Genomic DNA, 16,298 nt, shown 5'->3' with positions numbered 1-16,298 from the left:
CCAGGTCGACGACCTTGGCCTGCAGAGCCTGGGTCAAGTCGAAGCTCAGGGGAAGGCCATCGCAGTTGCGTTGGAGGCATCTAAGCACCACTAATCTCCATCCATGAGCTTTTTGGCCGGCCTCAACGACGCCCAGCGACGGGCGGTTGACCATCACGAGGGGCCCCTGCTGGTGGTGGCAGGCGCTGGCAGTGGTAAAACTCGCGCCCTCACTCATCGGATTGCTCACTTGATCGGTGAGCACGGTGCGGATCCCGCCCAGATCCTGGCGGTGACCTTCACCAACAAAGCCGCCCGCGAGATGAAGGAGCGGCTCGAGGTTCTCCTGGCGCAGCGTTTGGCCCAAAGCCAGTACGGCCAGCCCTGGAGCACTCTGCCCCCGGTGGAGCAGCGCCAGCTGCGTTCACGTATCTACAGGGAGGTGACCAAGGAGCTCTGGATCGGCACCTTCCATGCCCTGTTTGCGCGGATGCTCCGCTACGACATCGACAAGTTCAAGGACGCGGAAGGACTCACCTGGACCAAGCAGTTTTCGATCTACGACGAGGCTGACGCCCAGAGCTTGGTGAAGGAGATCGTGACCCAGGAACTCCAGCTGGATCCCAAGCGGTTCGAGCCCAAAAAGACCCGTTGGGCCATCAGCAATGCCAAGAACCAGGGTTGGCTGCCGGACCAGCTCGAGGCCAATGCAGAAGGCCAGCGGGGCAAGCTCACGGCCGATGTCTACCGGCGTTATCGCAAAGCCTTGGCGGCGAACAACGCCCTGGATTTCGACGATCTGCTGTTGCTTCCGGTGCAGTTGCTCCAGCAGAACGAGCAGGTGCGTAGCTACTGGCATCGCCGCTTTCGCCATGTGCTCGTGGATGAATACCAGGACACCAACCGCACCCAGTACGACTTGATCAAGCTGCTGGTCACCGACGGCAAGGAGCCTCAGGATGTTGATGACTGGTCAGGCCGCTCGGTTTTTGTGGTTGGTGACGCCGACCAGAGCATCTACAGCTTCCGAGCGGCTGACTTCACGATCCTGATGGGATTTCAGGACGACTTCGGCGATCAGGCGCCGGATGACTCCACCCGGACGATGGTGAAGCTGGAGGAGAACTACCGCTCCACCGCCACGATCCTTGAGGCGGCGAATGCTCTGATCGCCAACAACAGCGAACGGATCGACAAGGTGCTCCGTCCCACCCGTGGTGAAGGGGAGCTGATTACCCTCACCCGGTGCGACGACGAGATTGCCGAAGCGGAAGCCGTGGTGCACCGCCTGCGCACGATGGAAGCCGCCAACCCCGAGCTGAGTTGGGGCGACATGGCCGTGCTGTATCGCACCAATGCTCAGTCCCGTGCGATCGAGGAATCCCTGGTGCGCTGGGGTATCCCTTACATCGTTGTGGGGGGCCTGCGCTTCTACGACCGGCGCGAAATCAAGGATCTGCTGGCCTATCTGCGGCTGCTGATCAATCCGGCCGACACCGTCAGCCTGCTGCGGGTGATCAACGTGCCCAAACGCGGCATTGGCAAAACCACAATCCAGCGCCTCAACGATGCAGCCAATCAACTGGGAATCCCGCTATGGGATGTGGTGAGTGATCCTGAGGCGGTGCGCTCCCTCGGCGGCCGTTCGGCCAAGGGTTTGCTGCAGTTCTGTGACCTGGTCAATGACCTGAAAGCCCGCAGCCGTGACGTGGCGCCATCGGAACTGATTCAGCAGGTGATGGAGAAGAGCGGCTACGTCAGTGAATTGATTGCCGATGGCACCGATGAAGCGGATGAGCGGCGCCGCAACCTCCAGGAACTGGTCAATGCCGCTCTTCAGTACCAGGAGGAAAACGAGGAGGGTGATCTGGAGGGATTCCTGGCCACGGCGGCCCTCTCCAGCGATGCCGATAGCAAAGACACGGCGGCCGATCGCGTCACATTGATGACCTTGCACAGCAGCAAGGGTCTCGAATTCCCTGTGGTGTGCTTGGTGGGTCTTGAGCAGGGATTGTTCCCCAGCTATCGATCCTTGGATGACCCGGCCTCGCTGGAGGAAGAACGCCGGCTTTGTTACGTGGGCATCACTCGGGCCAAGGAACGGTTGTTCATTTCCCATGCCTGTGAGCGTCGTCTCTGGGGCGGCATGCGTGAAGCGGCGGTGCCTTCAGTGTTTCTTTCCGAGCTGCCGGAAGCCCTGATCCAGGGCGATATTCCGCAGACCGGTGGGGCGGCGCTCCGGCGTGAACGACGCCTCGACCGGCTCACCCGGGTGGACCGCGACAAGCCGACATCGGCCCCCGCCAATGCCGTGCGTCGCCGGCAGGCCGGCCCTGCTCCAGGCCGCAGCTGGCAGGTCGGCGATCAGGTCATCCACGCCAGCTTCGGGGTTGGTGAAATCACCCACACCTTCGGCAGCGGCGAGAAGGTGTCGATCGCGGTCAAGTTTGCGGGGATGGGCCCCAAGATCCTCGATCCGCGCCTGGCGCCGATTGAACCTGTGACCACCGCTTAATCTCGCCAACAGCCATCTCCGGCCTGTGTCGACTATCAGCCAGCCGATTCCCATTTTCATCGGCTACGACCCAAGAGAGCGGGCAGCCACCAACGTTCTGATCGACAGCCTGTATCAGAACAGCAGTGTCCCTCTGGCGATCACGCCGCTGGTGACCCCTCAGTTGGAGGCCCAAGGGTTGTTTAGGCGCGAACGGGACCCCAAGCAGAGCACAGCTTTTTCCTTCACGCGTTTTCTCGTCCCCCATCTGATGGGCTACCAGGGCTGGGCCCTGTTCATGGATTGCGACATGCTCTGCCGGGCCGACATCAAGGCGCTCTGGGATCAGCGCGATGACGCCTATGGGGCCATGTGCGTGCAGCACGAGCATGTGCCTGGGGAGACTGTGAAATTTCTCGGCGAGGTGCAGAGCCCTTACCCCAAGAAGAATTGGAGTTCCCTGATGCTGCTCAACTGCAGCCGCTGCACCAAGCTCACGCCTGATTACGTGAACACGGCAACGGGGCTTGAGCTGCACCGCTTCCACTGGCTCGAGGGTGACCATGAGATCGGCGCCATCCAGGGGGGCTGGAATCATCTGGTGGACGTGCAGGCTCCGCCGGAGTCCGAGCAGGCTTCCCCGATGCTGCACTGGACCCTGGGAGGCCCCTGGTTCCGCGAACAGCGCACCATGGGTGGCGCCTTGGCCGCTGAATGGTTCAGCGCCCGCGACGATGCAATGAAACTCTGGGATTGATGGCGATTCGTAAGTGTGTGGTGGCTGTTCCGGCCAGGCTTCAGTCCTCTCGACTGCCCAACAAGGTGCTGGCTGACATTGGTGGCAAACCAATGATCCAGCGTGTTCTGGAACGCTGCCGTGAGGCTCGTGGCGTAGAAGCGGTAGTGCTGTGCACCGATAGCGCCAAGCTTCAGACCTTGGCTGAGGGATGGGGGTTTCCGGTGCTGATGACCGCTGAATCCTGCAACTCCGGCAGTGAGCGCATCGCTTCCGTGGCCCATCCTTTGATGGCCCTGGGTTGGGGAGATGCGGACCCCGTGGCGGAAGAGACCGCCGTAATCAACGTTCAGGGCGATCAACCGTTCATCGATCCTGCCGTGATTGATGCCATGGCTGAGGAATTTCGGAGTCAGGATCCTGTGCCAGCAGTGGTCACTCCTGTTTACGGGCTGAAGCCCGAGTCGGTGCACAACCCCAATGTCGTGAAAACATTGCTGGCCCACGACGGCCGCGCCCTGTATTTCTCGCGCTCTGCCATCCCCCATGTGCGCGATGTAGCCGAGGCCGATTGGCATCAGCACACCACCTATTGGGGGCATGTGGGGATGTACGGCTTCCGGGGAGATGTGTTGGCCGCATGGGATCAGCTGCCGGCATCACCACTGGAGGATCTCGAACGGCTGGAGCAGCTGCGGCTGATCGAGGCTGGCCTGACCATCGCCACCTTCCGGGTTCAGGGCACGTCTCTGTCGGTGGACACCGCCGAGCAGCTCGAACAGGCCCGGGCGATGGTCTGACCTCTACACCTCAATCGTTGCGGTCTTTCCAGCCGTCGCGGCGCAAGTTGCCCCAGCGTCCACGCCCCTGAAGGATGCGCTCCGCCAGCTCACGGACGGCCCCATGGCCGCCCTGGCGGCGGAGCACCGCATCGGCACCGTGCCGGACGGGCCGACAGGCGTCGGCGGGTGCGAACAACAGTGCCACCACCGGCCTGACGGCCAGATCGTTGAGGTCATCGCCCACAAAGGCCGTTTGCTCAGCGCTAACTCCAAGTTCGTTTTGAAGGGCCGTGAGGGCAGCCGGCTTGTCCTTGATGCCGACAAGGCAATGGCTGATGCCCAGTTGCCGGGCACGAACCTCTGTCGCTCCTCCCTGGCCTCCACTGAGGAAGGCGATATGCAGCCCCGCCTGTTGAAGCAGGCGGATCCCAAGACCATCGCGCACATCGAAGCGCTTGATCAGTTGCCCCTCGGCATCGAACCAGAGGCCCCCATCGGTGAGGACGCCATCCACGTCCAGCACGAGCAGTTCAATTGATCTCAGGCGGCGCCTTAGCAACCACCAGCGCAGTTTGTTCACGCTAGACCGGCCTGAACCAGATCATGCAGGCGCAATAGACCCATCAATTGGTGCTCTTGATTCACCACGGGCAGCACAGAGACGGGTTTTCGCCGGTTGTGTTCCATCTGCTCCAGAGCCTTCACCACCAAAACATCGGCCTTCGCTGTGATCGGATCGGCGGTCATCAGATCCTTTGCCGTCAGTTGGCTCCAGGTTTCAGCGCCGTGATCCTGCAGGGCACGGCGCAGGTCACCATCGGTGAGGATGCCGAGCAGGCTTCCCGGGCTGTCTGGGTTTTCAACCCAACCACTGCCGATGCCGTCGCGCGTCAGCCCGCCGATTACTTCGGGCAAGGGGGTGTGGGGCTGAAAAGGGTGCAGTTGGCTGGCGGGAACCATTAGGTCGGCGGCTGTGAGGGTCAGCTGCTTGCCCAGGGATCCGGCGGGGTGATTCAGGGCGAAATCTGCCGGTGAAATGCCGCGCCGCTCCATCCAGACCGCCGCCAGGGCATCGCCGATGGCCATGGCCACGGCTGTGCTGGCGGTGGGGGCCAGATTCAGGGGGCACACCTCACGGTCCACGCCGGCTTCCAGCACCACGTCACTGCCGCGGGCCAAGGATGAGTCAGCCCGTCCGACGATGGCGATCCGCCCGGTTCCCCGTCGGGTTAGGTGGGGCAGCACCTCCAGCAGTTCGGTGGTCTCTCCGCTATTTGAGAGCAGCAGACAGACGTCCTCGGCGGCCACCACACCCAGATCGCCATGGAGTGCATCGGTGGGATTGAGGAACAGGGCCATGAGCCCGATTGAAGAGAACGTGGCTGCGATCTTGCGGGCCACGATTCCGCTCTTGCCTACACCAGTAATCACCAGCTTGGCCTTACGGTCTGCACAGCGCTCCAGAAGGGCCAGGGCGGCTTCCACCTGGTCGCTGCTCAAGCGTGCGGCAGCTGTGGCGATCGCTGAGGCTTCCTCCTCAAGGCAGCGGGTGAGTGCGGACAAGGACTTGATCCGTGATGATCGGCCCATTCTCCTGCACGCCCTGCAATGGATCTTCCAGGTGTGCCGTCTTCCGTTCTGGAGGCGTTGCAGGCTGCTGCACGATCACTCGGCATCCCGCGTTTGGCCCTTGTTGGCGGGGTCGTGCGCGATCAGATGTTGCATCAGCGCTATGGGCGCGTCTGGTCGGGTGTACCTGATCTGGACTGGGTGGTTGAGGGAGATGCCGCTGCGCTCGTGGCGGAACTGGATCGCCGGCTCGGCTCTAAGCGCATCAGTTGTGTTCAGGAGCATGGGGCTTTCGGCACGGTGGCGTTTCAGCTGGATGGAATTCCCCTGGATCTGGCCACGGCGCGGCAGGAGCACTACCCCGCCCCTGCGGAGAATCCCGTGGTGAGAGTGGGAACCCTCCAGGCTGACCTCGCGCGCCGGGACTTCACGATCAATGCCATGGCCCTCGATCTGGTGACCGGTGAGCTGATCGATCTCCACCATGGCCAGGAGGATCTGGCCTCAGGCCAGTTCCGCTTCTTGCACGCGGGCAGCGTGCAGGATGATCCGACCCGGGCGATCCGCGCTGCCCGTTACGCCGCGAGGCTTGGGTTTCAGCTTGCGCAGGAGAGCAGTGAGCAGATCCGCAGCACCGTGCACCAGTGGCCATGGGCCTGGGGCCACGGTGATGCAGCGTTGACAGCTCCGCCGGCTCTTGCCAGTCGTCTGCGGATGGAGTTGGAGCGTCTGCTGGAGCGGGAACCCTGGCCGCAGGCGCTGGACTTGTTGGAGCAGTGGCAGGCCTTGCTGCTGTTGGACCCCCAGCTTCAGCAGGATCCAGGACGCATGCAGCGGCTGCACTGGGCCCAACGGCTCGGTCTTCCCCTGATGCCGGCTCTTCTTATGGGAGCAGCAGACCCGGTTGCTGTCGCGCAACGGCTGCAAATTCCTGGCCGACAACAGCAATGGCTTCAGCAGTGTGTGGCTCTCTGCGACTGGCTGGTTAAGACGCCCCCACCTTTGGAGGCCACCCCGTCGATTTGGTCGACGGCTCTTGAGCAACAGGGTTGGCCGCCGGAGGCGGTGGCTCTGGCGGTGACCCTCCGCCCGAAGCAATGGAAACCGCTGTTGCGTTGGTGGGGGCGCTGGCGCACGATTCAGGCGCCGCAGACAGCGCGTGAACTGATTGCTGCGGGATGGCAACCGGGGCCTGGGATCGGCGAAGAGTTGCGCCGGCAGCGCAGTGCAGCCCAGGACCGCAGCCGATGAAACGCAGCTGGATTTTGGTGGTGGTGGCCCTTTGTCTGTCCTTTGGTCTGCGGGCCTTGCTGTTGATCGATGCCACGGCCCTCTGGAGCGATGAGCTTTACAGCGTCGGCAAAAGTTTTCAGCCCAGCTTCAGCAGCCTGCTTGAGATGCTGCGGGAAGACACCCATCCCCCTGCTTACTACGGCCTTCTTTGGCTCTGGGGGCATTTGGTCGGCCAGAGCCCGGTCAGCCTGCGCTTGCTGTCTTGGCTGGCGTATCTGGCCGGTGGCCTGGTGATGGTCCGTCAGGCGATGGCCCTTGCCCAGGTGGGCGCAAGAACCAGGGTGGCGGCCACAGCAGCGCTGTTGGCCTTTTGCAGTCCTTATCCGATCCGTTTTGCGATCGAGGGCAAGAGCTATGCCGTGCTGGTGCTGGTGGTGGCTCTCGTCTGGTGGTGGCGCCGTTCCGGCCATCCCATCGCTTATGGCGCGGTGGCTGGTTTAGCCGGCTTGACCCATTTCTATGGATTGTTTCTGGTGCTGGCGGCTGCGGCTTGGGATGGCTGGCGACGCCGCTGGAGCTTTGCTGCTGCCGCCCTGATCGGAGCTCTCCCTGCCTTGGCATGGATGGCCTACGCCGCGGACTACCTGTTCAGCTCACGGGCCGGCAGCTGGATTGGTGTGCCGGATTACGCCCTGTTTGAGGAGACCCTGGCCCGCGGCCTTGGCCTCTGGCCGCTGCCCAAATTGGCCCTGATTGTGCTGCTGTTGGTGGTTCTGCGGCGCTGGGGAGGGCTGCATCGTTTGCCTTGGCCGGCGTGGAATCTGCTGGATCGAAGCGGTCTGATGCCATCCCTGTTGATGGTTGTTGGGGTTGTTGCCGTGTCGTTTATCAAGCCGATGGCCTTCAGCCGCTATTTCGTCGTGCTGCTGCCCGCTGTGGTGCCTGTCCTGGCGGCGCAGCTGGGGGGGTTGGAGCTCAATCGCTTCGGCCGCGGCTGTGGTCTGGTCGTGCTGGTGTTGTTCTTGGCCAGCTGGTGGGGACCGGGGTTCACCGAACTTGATGCCGGCGTCGGCGGTGTAAGAGAACAGGACCAGTTCCGTTTAATTAGTAAGCGCACCAGCGGGTTGGAGGAGCGCTACAGCCCCAGGGAGCGTCTTTTCAATCTCAGCGACCGGATGGAGGCGGCGATGGGTCGGATCCCTTTGCCTTCATCACCCTGGGGCGGAAAGGAAGCGCTGAAGCAACGGCTGCAGGAGCCGGATCCGCCGAAGCAGCTCTGGCTGGCCAGCAGCGGGCCGCCGCCGGCGATGGAGCGCAAGCTCAAACCCCTGCTGTCACAGGTTGAGCAGGCGGGTTTCAACTGCGAACCGCAAGCCAACGACCTCACCCATGCGCAGCTGTTGCATTGCCGATCTGAAGCCATAGGCCGTTCTGAGTGAGCTGGGCAGCGGCTTCGCTGCTGCAGGCCAGCAGCAGGGGGCCGCAGGTCTGCGGGTCCACCAGTAGCTCCAGTAGTGCTGCGGAGGGATGTTGTTTCAGCTGAATCGGGCCCTCTAGCCATCGCCAGGCTGCCCGGTTGGAGGGGGCCAGGGTGCTGGAGACGCCGCGTTCGAACAGGTCAAGCGCACCGGGGTAGGCCGGGATGGCAGGACCGTCCAGCTTGACGATCAGTTCTGGGCTGTTCTGGAGCATTTCGCCTAAATGGCCAAGCAGGCCGAAACCGGTGATGTCGGTGCAGGCGTGAATGCCCTCGCGGATTGGCTCGATTTGCTCAAGCAGCATGTGCTGGCTGCAGGCCATCTCCCGCAGTGCAGCATCCAGATCGGCAGCTTTGCTGGCGCCGGCCATTGCCCCTGCAAACAGCACGCCGGTGCCCAGCGGACGACTGATCAGCAGGGCATCCCCGGGCCGCAGCCCTGATTTGAGCCAGGGCGATGGGCTGGCGCCGTTCACCGTGAGGGTGACCTGCACCCCGAGGCTGGCCGGCACCGGTGCAGGGCTGCGCGACTCCATCGTGTGGCCACCGATCAGCTCGGCGCCCTGTTCATCCAGCACCGAGCGGATGCCGGCCAGGGTCTGCACCAGCAGCTCTTGCTGTTCATTAGTCGGGACCATTGGCAGCGTGATCGTTGCCATGGCGCTGGACACTGCAGCTCCGCAGGCCCAGAGATCAGAGCAGGCATGCAGGGTCGTCAGGCGGCCGTTAAGCCAGGGGTCACTCACGAGGGCTGGAAAGCCATCCACGCTTTGCAGCAGCTCCTGATCGCCGGGGACACGGGCAGCGTCTTCGGGCTGTCCCTTCAGTCTCACCCGCTCCAGTGCTGCTTCAAGGGGTTGTGCCGGCAGCTTGGCTGCGCAGCCCCGGCAGGCCATTGGCTCGGCATCAGCCATTGATGCCGGTGGTTGAAATCCGTCCATGAACGCGCGATCGATGCGTTGCTTCAGACGCCAGAGCAGGGGGGATGGCCCCAGCCGCAAGCTGCCCCATCGCGCCCAGGCAGCATCCTGATGGCTTCCGATCAGCTGCAGCGCCTGACGCTGCGGATGCCAGGGGCGCAGGGGTTGGCCCTGGCAGGCCGCTTCCAGATTGGTGGCCAAGGGACGTCCGGCGCGTACTGCCCATACCCCGGATGCAGGGCGGGGTGATCCGCTGATCACGGCACAGTCGCCACTGGCGAACAGGGATGGATGGTCTTCCACCCTCAGGCAGCGATCGGTGCGGATCCGGCCATTGGGATCCAGCGGCAGGCCGGTCGTCGCCAGCCAGTCAGGCCCCTGGCTTCCGGTGCAGAGCAGGTTGGGTCCGCTGTGTGGTGTGTCGTTCTCGATCAATGCGATTCGGGCCCGTTGCAGCACCTCTTGGATCCCTGGATTGAGCTGTCCGCTGCGCTGTTGCAGTTGCAACTCCCGCTGCGGCCAGCGGCGTCGCAGTGCCAGGACGACTTCCAGGCCGGCAGCTCCCGCTCCGATCACCCGCAGGGGCTTCGGATCAGCTGGGTTTTCGCTTTCGAGAAAGGCGAGCGACGCTTCCAAGGGCTTAATCGGGATCCCAGCGGCGCTTGGTCGGCTCACGGATCCCACATCCAGGCTGAGCCAATCGAAGTGAAGTGCAGGCCGATCGCGCAGCCTCAGACATTTGGCCTGAGGGTTTAATCCGGTGATTTCCGCTTCCACGAAGGCAACCCCGGCTCGGTCACAGAGCTGGCGCAGGTCGATGGCGAGCTCATCTCGCTTGTAGAGGGCGGCGATCAACCCCGGCACCATCCCGGAATACAGAGTTGTGCTGGACCGATTAACCAGCGTGATGCTGTGCTCTGGGCGTCGCTCCGGCCGCATGGCCCAGCGTTTGAGCAGAAGCGCATGGCTGTGTCCGCCGCCGGCCAAAATCAGCCCACCAGCTGCAGTCATGGGTTGGGCCGGTACCCCGTTGGATTGGCCTGCTGCCAGGCCCAGCCATCACGGCACATCTCCTCCAGGCTTCGGCGGGCGCTCCAACCGAGCACGGTTTGTGCGGCTAGCGGGCAGGCCTCCAGGCGGGGCACATCGCCCGGTCGACGCTCCACCACCTCGTAGGGGATGGTCAACCCTGTGGCCTGTTCGAAGCCGTGCACCACATCCAGCACGCTGAGTCCACGGCCGGTGCCGATGTTGAGGGTCAAGGGATCGGCTGCTTGGCGTTTGAACAAATGGTCAAGGGCCATGCCATGGGCTTCGGCCAGATCCATCACATGTAAGTAATCACGGATGCCTGTGCCATCCGGTGTGGGGTAGTCCTGGCCGAAGACGCGCAAGTGTTTGCGGCGCCCTGCGGCCACCTGCGTGATGAAGGGAAACAGGTTGTTGGGAATTCCCAGCGGGTCCTCACCGATGCGTCCACTGGGATGTGCGCCGACGGGATTGAAGTAACGAAGGCAGGCCACCTGCCAGGAGCCCGAGCGGCAGAGGGCCGCCAGCATCTGCTCCACCGCCACTTTGGTCTGGGCATAGGGGTGCACCGGCGCCGTTGGCATGTCTTCCCGCAGAGGGAACGTCTCGGGTTCTCCGTAGGCGGTAGATGTGCTGCTGAACACCAGGGTTCGGCAGCCGTGGCGTTCCATCGCTGCCGCCAGAACGCGGCTGCCATTCACATTCACGTCCCAGTAGAGGAGGGGGTTGGCGACCGATTCCCCAACGGCTTTCAGCCCGGCGAAATGAATCACGCCATGCACGGTTCCGGCAGCACGGAAGGCCTGATCCACAGCGCTGGGGTCGCGCACATCCCCCTCCACCAGGCTCAGCTGGGTTGAACCCGCCAGCTCCTGCACCCTCCGTAAAGCTTCCGGACTGCTGTTGTCGAAGTTGTCCAGAACCACAAGGTCATGGCCCTGTTCCAGCAGCACAAGGCAGGTGTGACTCCCGATGAAGCCAGCTCCACCGGTGACGAGCACGCGCCGGCCCATGTTCTTAATCGCTCTGATCTGTCGATTCTGAATCAACTTGGTTGCGACAGGATGACGGCCTAAGCGATTCAACCTAGTTTTCGTCCATTGCACTGGACTTGTGGATCGCGGAACGGTTGTTCCGGAGTTGCAGAGAGCGATCGGTGTTGAAGGGAGGGCTTTGCTCGATCGCTTCAACCTGCTCAAGCCCTTGGTGGAGCAGATGGTGACCAGCCAGGCAATCGCACACGTCGTGATCTCCGAAGAGCAGTTGGAGCAGGCTCGGCTCGGCTTGCTCCAGCAGCGTGGGTTCGATGGCTTGGCGCAGTGGGTGGATCTGCTGGAGATGCTGGGCCGCAGCGAAGACGAGGTTCTTGAGCGTCTTCGCCACAGCATCCGCCGCCATAGCTGGATGCGGGAGCGTTTCGCGGCCAAGGCGGAGGCCCGTTTCCTTGAACGCAAGAACGAACTGGATCAGGTTGTTTACAGCCTGCTTCGCCTCGAGAACAGCTTTCTGGCGCAGGAGCTCTACTTGCAGATCGAATCCGGTGAATCCAACTTCGCTGATCTGGCCAAGCGCTACGCCGAGGGACCGGAACGCGACACCAACGGAATCGTGGGTCCCGTCTCTTTAACCCAGGCACATCCGGCTTTGGTCGAGAAGCTGCGGGTCGCTCAGCCCGGGGTTCTGCTGGAACCCTTTCGGATCTCGGATTGGTGGCTGGTGGTTCGGTTGGAGCGTTACGCGCCAGCGACGTTCACCGATGAGGTCTCCGTCCAGATGTGCCAGGAGATGTTCGACCTCTGGGTTGACCAAGAAACCACCGCCAGCTTGAGCAAGCTGGCTTCGGAAACCTCAGAGCCAGCTTCCACCAGCGGCTTCATCGACTTCAGCATCTCCCGATGACCCAGACACCGCCTTTCCCATTGCTGGAGCATCCGGCCTTCCGCGGCGTCTCCGAAGCCTCGCTCTCCAATTTGAAGAGTTCTTGCCGTGTGCTCCGGTTTGATCTCGGGGGTCAGTTGTCAGATCCCAACGACATCCCGGCTCGAATACTGGTCATTCTCCAAGGCCAGGCCAGGCTTGTTGGTCGTCATAACGGTCGTCTCACCACGGTGGGCAAGTTCGGCCCCGGCAGTGTGGTCGGGGCCGCAAGCCTGCTGTGCGGCACTCCCTGCGAAAACGTGATCGCTGCTGAGGAGGTGATTGCTTGTGCCATCTCGGATGAACTCTGGTGTGAGCTCTATGCCAGCGAAGCCTCATTCCGTCACTGGTGCGATCAACAGCTCTGGCCCCAGGAATTGCTCAAGCTCCTGGAGGTTCTTGAGCAGAGCACCCCTGAAGCCGACAGCTCTGCCCTTGAAAAGTTGGAGGGTGCCCTGCAATCGGCCGAGCGTTGTTTCCCTGAGCCAGCTGCAGTAGATGGGGCCTTGGCTGCCGGGAAGCTCCTCTTCCTCACCAGTGCATGGGGTGACCTGACGGTAGGTCGGCCCGTCCGTTCATCCAGGGATCTTCCGGCTTGTGAGCCGTTTTCGCTGCGGTTGGTGTCCCTGCCTGCTTCTGGGCTTTCTTGTAACGCCGAAGAAACGACGGGCAACAGCTCTGGCTCACTCGTCTCAGCTTCGACGATCCAGGACGCAGAGGCGCTGCCCCCCGTCAGCAGTTTCAGCCCGGAGCGCAATGTTGTTGAAAGCCTGCGTTTGATCCGGGCCGAGGGTTCCCTCCAGGAAACCCTGGCCTGTTTCCAGATGCTGGCGCAGCTGATGAAGCTGCCGTTCCGCCGTGATGCGATCGAGAAAGTCCTGCAGGACAATCTCCGCCGCGGTCTCACCCCCAATCTCCAGCTCTGCGGTCAGCTGGCGGCAAGCCTTGGCCTCCATGTGATGGCTGCACGGGTTCCGGCAGCAGCAGGGACCAGGCTTCAGGTGCCGTCGATGCTGCCGTGGAAGGGGGGGTTCGCGCTGGTGATCGCCAGCAACGAGCGCGGGCTCAAGCTGGCCTCGCCCAAGCAGGGCATGGTGACCTTGGCGCCGGATGATCTGGCCGAGCAGTTTCCCGAAGGGATCGAGCTGCTCTTGATGGAACGGTCCAACAGCAGCCCCGATCAGAAGTTCGGTCCCGGGTGGTTCTGGCCCGCTCTCAAGCGCTACCGCGGCGTCTTGATGCAGGTGTTGGCTGCCAGCTTTGTGGTGCAGCTGTTCACCCTCGCCAATCCGTTGTTGATCCAGGTGATCATCGACAAGGTGATCAGCCAGCGCAGTCTCGACACCCTGCAGGTGCTGGGCATTGCACTTGTGGTGGTCACGATCCTGGAAGGGGTGCTCGGCAGCCTTAAGACCTTCCTTTTTGCTGAAACCACCAACCGCATCGATCAGCGTCTAGGAGCTGAGGTGATCGATCACCTGTTGCGTCTACCCCTTGGCTATTTCGACCGTCGCCCTGTGGGCGAACTTGGCACTCGGGTGGCCGAACTGGAAAAGATCCGCAACTTCCTCACCGGTCAGGCCCTTACCACCATCCTGGATGCCGCCTTTTCCGTGATCTACATCGCGGTGATGCTGATTTACAGCTGGCTGCTCACCTTGATCGCCCTCTCCGTTCTTCCGATCCAGATCGGTTTGACAGTGCTGGGGGCTCCCCTCTTCCGCCGTCAGTTCCGTGCTGCCGCCGAAGAAAACGCCAAGACCCAGAGCCATCTGGTGGAGGTGCTCACCGGCATCCAGACGGTGAAGGCTCAGAACGTGGAGATGGTCAGCCGCTGGCGCTGGCAGGGGTTCTATTCCCAGTACATCGCCCGCACCTTTGAGAAAACGATCACAGGTACAGCCCTGAATCAGACCAGCCAGGTGCTGCAGAAGATTTCTCAGCTGATGGTGCTCTGGATCGGTGCCTCCATGGTGCTCAGTGGCGATCTGACCCTCGGTCAGCTGATCGCGTTCCGGATCATTTCCGGTTACGTGACCCAGCCCCTGCTGCGCTTGTCCACGATCTGGCAAAACATCCAGGAGTTGCGCGTCAGCTTTGAACGGCTTGCGGATGTGATCGATACGCCGGAGGAATCCGATGAAGTTGATAAGTCGAAGGTGATGCTGCCTCCGCTCAAAGGGGATGTCCGGTTTGAGAATCTCTTCTTCCGCTTCCGCCCCGGGCAGCCGCAGGTGCTGAAAGAGGTGAATCTTGAGATTCCCGCAGGCACCTTTGTGGGCATCGTTGGCCAGAGCGGCAGTGGCAAGAGCACCTTGATGAAACTGCTGCCCCGGCTCTATGAGCCTGATCAAGGCCGGATCCTGATCGATGACTACGACATTGGAAAGGTCGAGCTTTATTCCCTGCGCCGTCAGATCGGCATCGTTCCGCAGGATCCCCTGCTCTTCAGCGGAACTGTGAGCGACAACATTGCGCTCACAAATCCGGAAGCCTCCAGTGAGGAGATCGTGCGGGCTGCGCGTCTCGCCAATGCCCACGACTTCATCATGGATCTTCCCAGTGGCTACAGCACGCCTGTGGGTGAACGGGGCGCTGCTCTCAGCGGAGGACAGCGACAGCGCGTTGCCATTGCCCGCACCTTGCTCAGCAACCCCAAGCTGCTGGTAATGGATGAGGCCACCAGCGCCCTCGACTACGAAACCGAACGGAAGGTCTGCGACAACCTTCTTGGCAATCTCAACGACCGCACTGTCTTCTTCATAACCCATCGTTTGTCGACCATTCGCCAGGCCGACGTGATCGTGATGCTTCACCAGGGAGCTGTTGTTGAGGTCGGCACGCACGAGGAATTAATGAGCCAGCGCGGTCGCTATTACGCCCTTTATCGCCAGCAGGAGAGTTCCTGATGAAGATGAATCCTCAAAAGGTGACGGCCCTCATCAAGCAGAGCTCCAGCACGTTGGTCGCCACGTCACGCAACGTTCTGAGCCGTATCGACCCCGGTGCCCCGCAAGATGCCTCCGATCTCACCACCTACGACGAATCGATCCTCCAGCAGGGTCGCTTCTGGATGAGCACCGTCACCTGGGCCTTGATCGGCAGCACTTTGTTTGGGGTGGCTTGGCTGGCCTTCGCTCGTACCGAAGAAATTGTCGTGGCACCCGGCAAGCTCGAGCCGATTGGTTCCGTTCAGGACATCCAGATGCCTGTGGGAGGTGTGGCTGATCAGATCCTTGTGAAGGAGGGTGATCGGGTGAAGGCTGGCCAGGTGCTGATGAAGCTGGACACAGAAGCCAGCGAGGAACTCCGCAACAGCTTGGAGAAGACGATCAAGCTCAAACAGGAGCAATTGACGCTCAAGGAGGAGGAAAAACGCAACACCATGCAGATGAACCAGGAAGAGGTGCTGATGCTGGAGAACAATCTCACCCTTCAGGCTGAAATTCTGGAGCGTTATAAGCAGTTGCAGACCGCTGGTGCTTTCTCTGAAGTGCAGTACCTCAATCAGCAAAATATCGTTGCTGAAACCCGAGGCAAACTGATGCAGAGCAAGGCGGAACGCCTGCGTCAGATTGCCCTGCTCGATCAACAGACGGCCCAGTTGAAGTCTGATCTTGCCGATCTCAATGGGCGCTTGGTGGAGAGCAGGGTCACCCTTCGATACCAGCAGCTGAGATCGCCTGTGGATGGTGTGGTCTTTGATCTCAAGCCCACCTCCCGTGGCTTTACGGCCCAATCCACCCAGACGGTGATGAAGGTGGTGCCTATGGGTTCGCTCGAAGCGAAAGTGGAGGTGCCCAGCAACAAGATCGGTTTCGTGCAGGTGCCACCGGGTTGTCCAGACGATCTCGATGCCTGCATGCCTGCCGACATCAGCATCGACTCCTTCCCCTCCAGTGACTTCGGAGTTCTCAAGGGCAAAGTGACCCGCATCGGTTCCGATGCCCTGGAGCCTGATCCCCAGGAGCAGCGTCAGGAACTCAGTTTCCCGGTCAAGATTCAGCTGGATGATCAACAGCTGAAGCTCAAGTCCGGATCCTCTTTGCCCCTGCAGGTGGGCATGAGCCTGACGGCGAACATCAAGTTGCGCAAGGTGTCCTACCTGCAGCTCTTGCTGGGAGAATTCCAGGACAAGGCGGAATCGCTTCAGCGTCTTTGA

12 protein-coding genes are annotated in these 16,298 nt (G+C 61.8%); 8 read left to right on the top strand and 4 right to left on the bottom strand.

The window, feature by feature from the left end:
- The first annotated feature begins 103 nt into the window (after positions 1 to 103).
- From NCN06_RS06785 to kdsB, 3 genes are read left to right on the top strand one after another with little or no spacing between them, the layout of a single operon-like run.
- Positions 104 to 2,494, top strand: a complete 2,391-nt coding sequence (locus NCN06_RS06785) for a UvrD-helicase domain-containing protein (protein WP_226398743.1) — start codon at positions 104 to 106, stop codon at positions 2,492 to 2,494.
- A gap of 25 nt (positions 2,495 to 2,519) precedes the next feature.
- Positions 2,520 to 3,230: a hypothetical protein gene (locus NCN06_RS06780; protein ID WP_226398742.1), complete on the top strand. Its 711-nt coding sequence runs from the start codon at positions 2,520 to 2,522 to the stop codon at positions 3,228 to 3,230.
- On the top strand, positions 3,230 to 4,009 hold the full coding sequence (gene kdsB / locus NCN06_RS06775; protein WP_226398741.1) for a 3-deoxy-manno-octulosonate cytidylyltransferase: 780 nt from the start codon (positions 3,230 to 3,232) through the stop codon (positions 4,007 to 4,009). Before NCN06_RS06780 ends, kdsB begins: the two co-directional genes overlap by 1 nt.
- Positions 4,010 to 4,019: 10 nt before the next feature.
- Here the strand turns inward: kdsB and NCN06_RS06770 are convergent, their stop codons facing one another.
- A complete protein-coding gene (locus NCN06_RS06770; RefSeq protein WP_226423097.1) occupies positions 4,020 to 4,571 on the bottom strand; it encodes a KdsC family phosphatase in 552 nt (183 codons plus the stop codon).
- Positions 4,568 to 5,581: a KpsF/GutQ family sugar-phosphate isomerase gene (locus NCN06_RS06765; protein ID WP_226423096.1), complete on the bottom strand. Its 1,014-nt coding sequence runs from the start codon at positions 5,579 to 5,581 to the stop codon at positions 4,568 to 4,570. The genes NCN06_RS06770 and NCN06_RS06765 overlap by 4 nt, the downstream gene beginning before the upstream one ends.
- An 18-nt stretch (positions 5,582 to 5,599) precedes the next feature.
- Between NCN06_RS06765 and NCN06_RS06760 the strand changes: the two genes are divergently transcribed.
- On the top strand, positions 5,600 to 6,811 hold the full coding sequence (locus tag NCN06_RS06760; protein WP_250398781.1) for a tRNA nucleotidyltransferase/poly(A) polymerase family protein: 1,212 nt from the start codon (positions 5,600 to 5,602) through the stop codon (positions 6,809 to 6,811).
- Complete coding sequence (locus NCN06_RS06755; RefSeq protein ID WP_250398780.1) at positions 6,808 to 8,232, top strand: glycosyltransferase family protein; 1,425 nt, start codon at positions 6,808 to 6,810, stop codon at positions 8,230 to 8,232. Before NCN06_RS06760 ends, NCN06_RS06755 begins: the two co-directional genes overlap by 4 nt.
- Here the strand turns inward: NCN06_RS06755 and selD are convergent.
- Together selD and galE are read right to left on the bottom strand one after the other, a co-directional pair.
- The gene (gene selD / locus NCN06_RS06750) at positions 8,177 to 10,201 is read right to left on the bottom strand and encodes a selenide, water dikinase SelD (protein ID WP_250398779.1); all 2,025 of its coding nucleotides are present in this window, start codon (positions 10,199 to 10,201) and stop codon (positions 8,177 to 8,179) included. The genes NCN06_RS06755 and selD overlap by 56 nt on opposite strands.
- Complete coding sequence (gene galE, locus NCN06_RS06745; RefSeq protein WP_226398735.1) at positions 10,198 to 11,232, bottom strand: UDP-glucose 4-epimerase GalE; 1,035 nt, start codon at positions 11,230 to 11,232, stop codon at positions 10,198 to 10,200. The genes selD and galE overlap by 4 nt, the downstream gene beginning before the upstream one ends.
- Before the next feature lie 100 nt (positions 11,233 to 11,332).
- Here galE and NCN06_RS06740 point away from each other — a divergent pair, with 100 nt between their 5' ends.
- From NCN06_RS06740 to NCN06_RS06730, 3 genes are read left to right on the top strand one after another with little or no spacing between them, the layout of a single operon-like run.
- Positions 11,333 to 12,118, top strand: coding sequence for a peptidylprolyl isomerase (locus NCN06_RS06740; protein ID WP_226423094.1), 786 nt, complete (start codon positions 11,333 to 11,335; stop codon positions 12,116 to 12,118).
- Positions 12,115 to 15,045 (top strand): type I secretion system permease/ATPase, encoded by a 2,931-nt coding sequence (locus NCN06_RS06735; protein WP_226423093.1) that lies wholly within the window; start codon positions 12,115 to 12,117, stop codon positions 15,043 to 15,045. The genes NCN06_RS06740 and NCN06_RS06735 overlap by 4 nt, the downstream gene beginning before the upstream one ends.
- On the top strand, positions 15,045 to 16,298 hold the full coding sequence (locus tag NCN06_RS06730) for an HlyD family secretion protein (RefSeq protein ID WP_226398732.1): 1,254 nt from the start codon (positions 15,045 to 15,047) through the stop codon (positions 16,296 to 16,298). The genes NCN06_RS06735 and NCN06_RS06730 overlap by 1 nt, the downstream gene beginning before the upstream one ends.

Source organism: Synechococcus sp. MU1648 (genome assembly GCF_023630615.1).
Lineage (GTDB): Bacteria > Cyanobacteriota > Cyanobacteriia > PCC-6307 > Cyanobiaceae > Parasynechococcus.
This window is presented reverse-complemented; position numbering and strand designations above follow the sequence as displayed.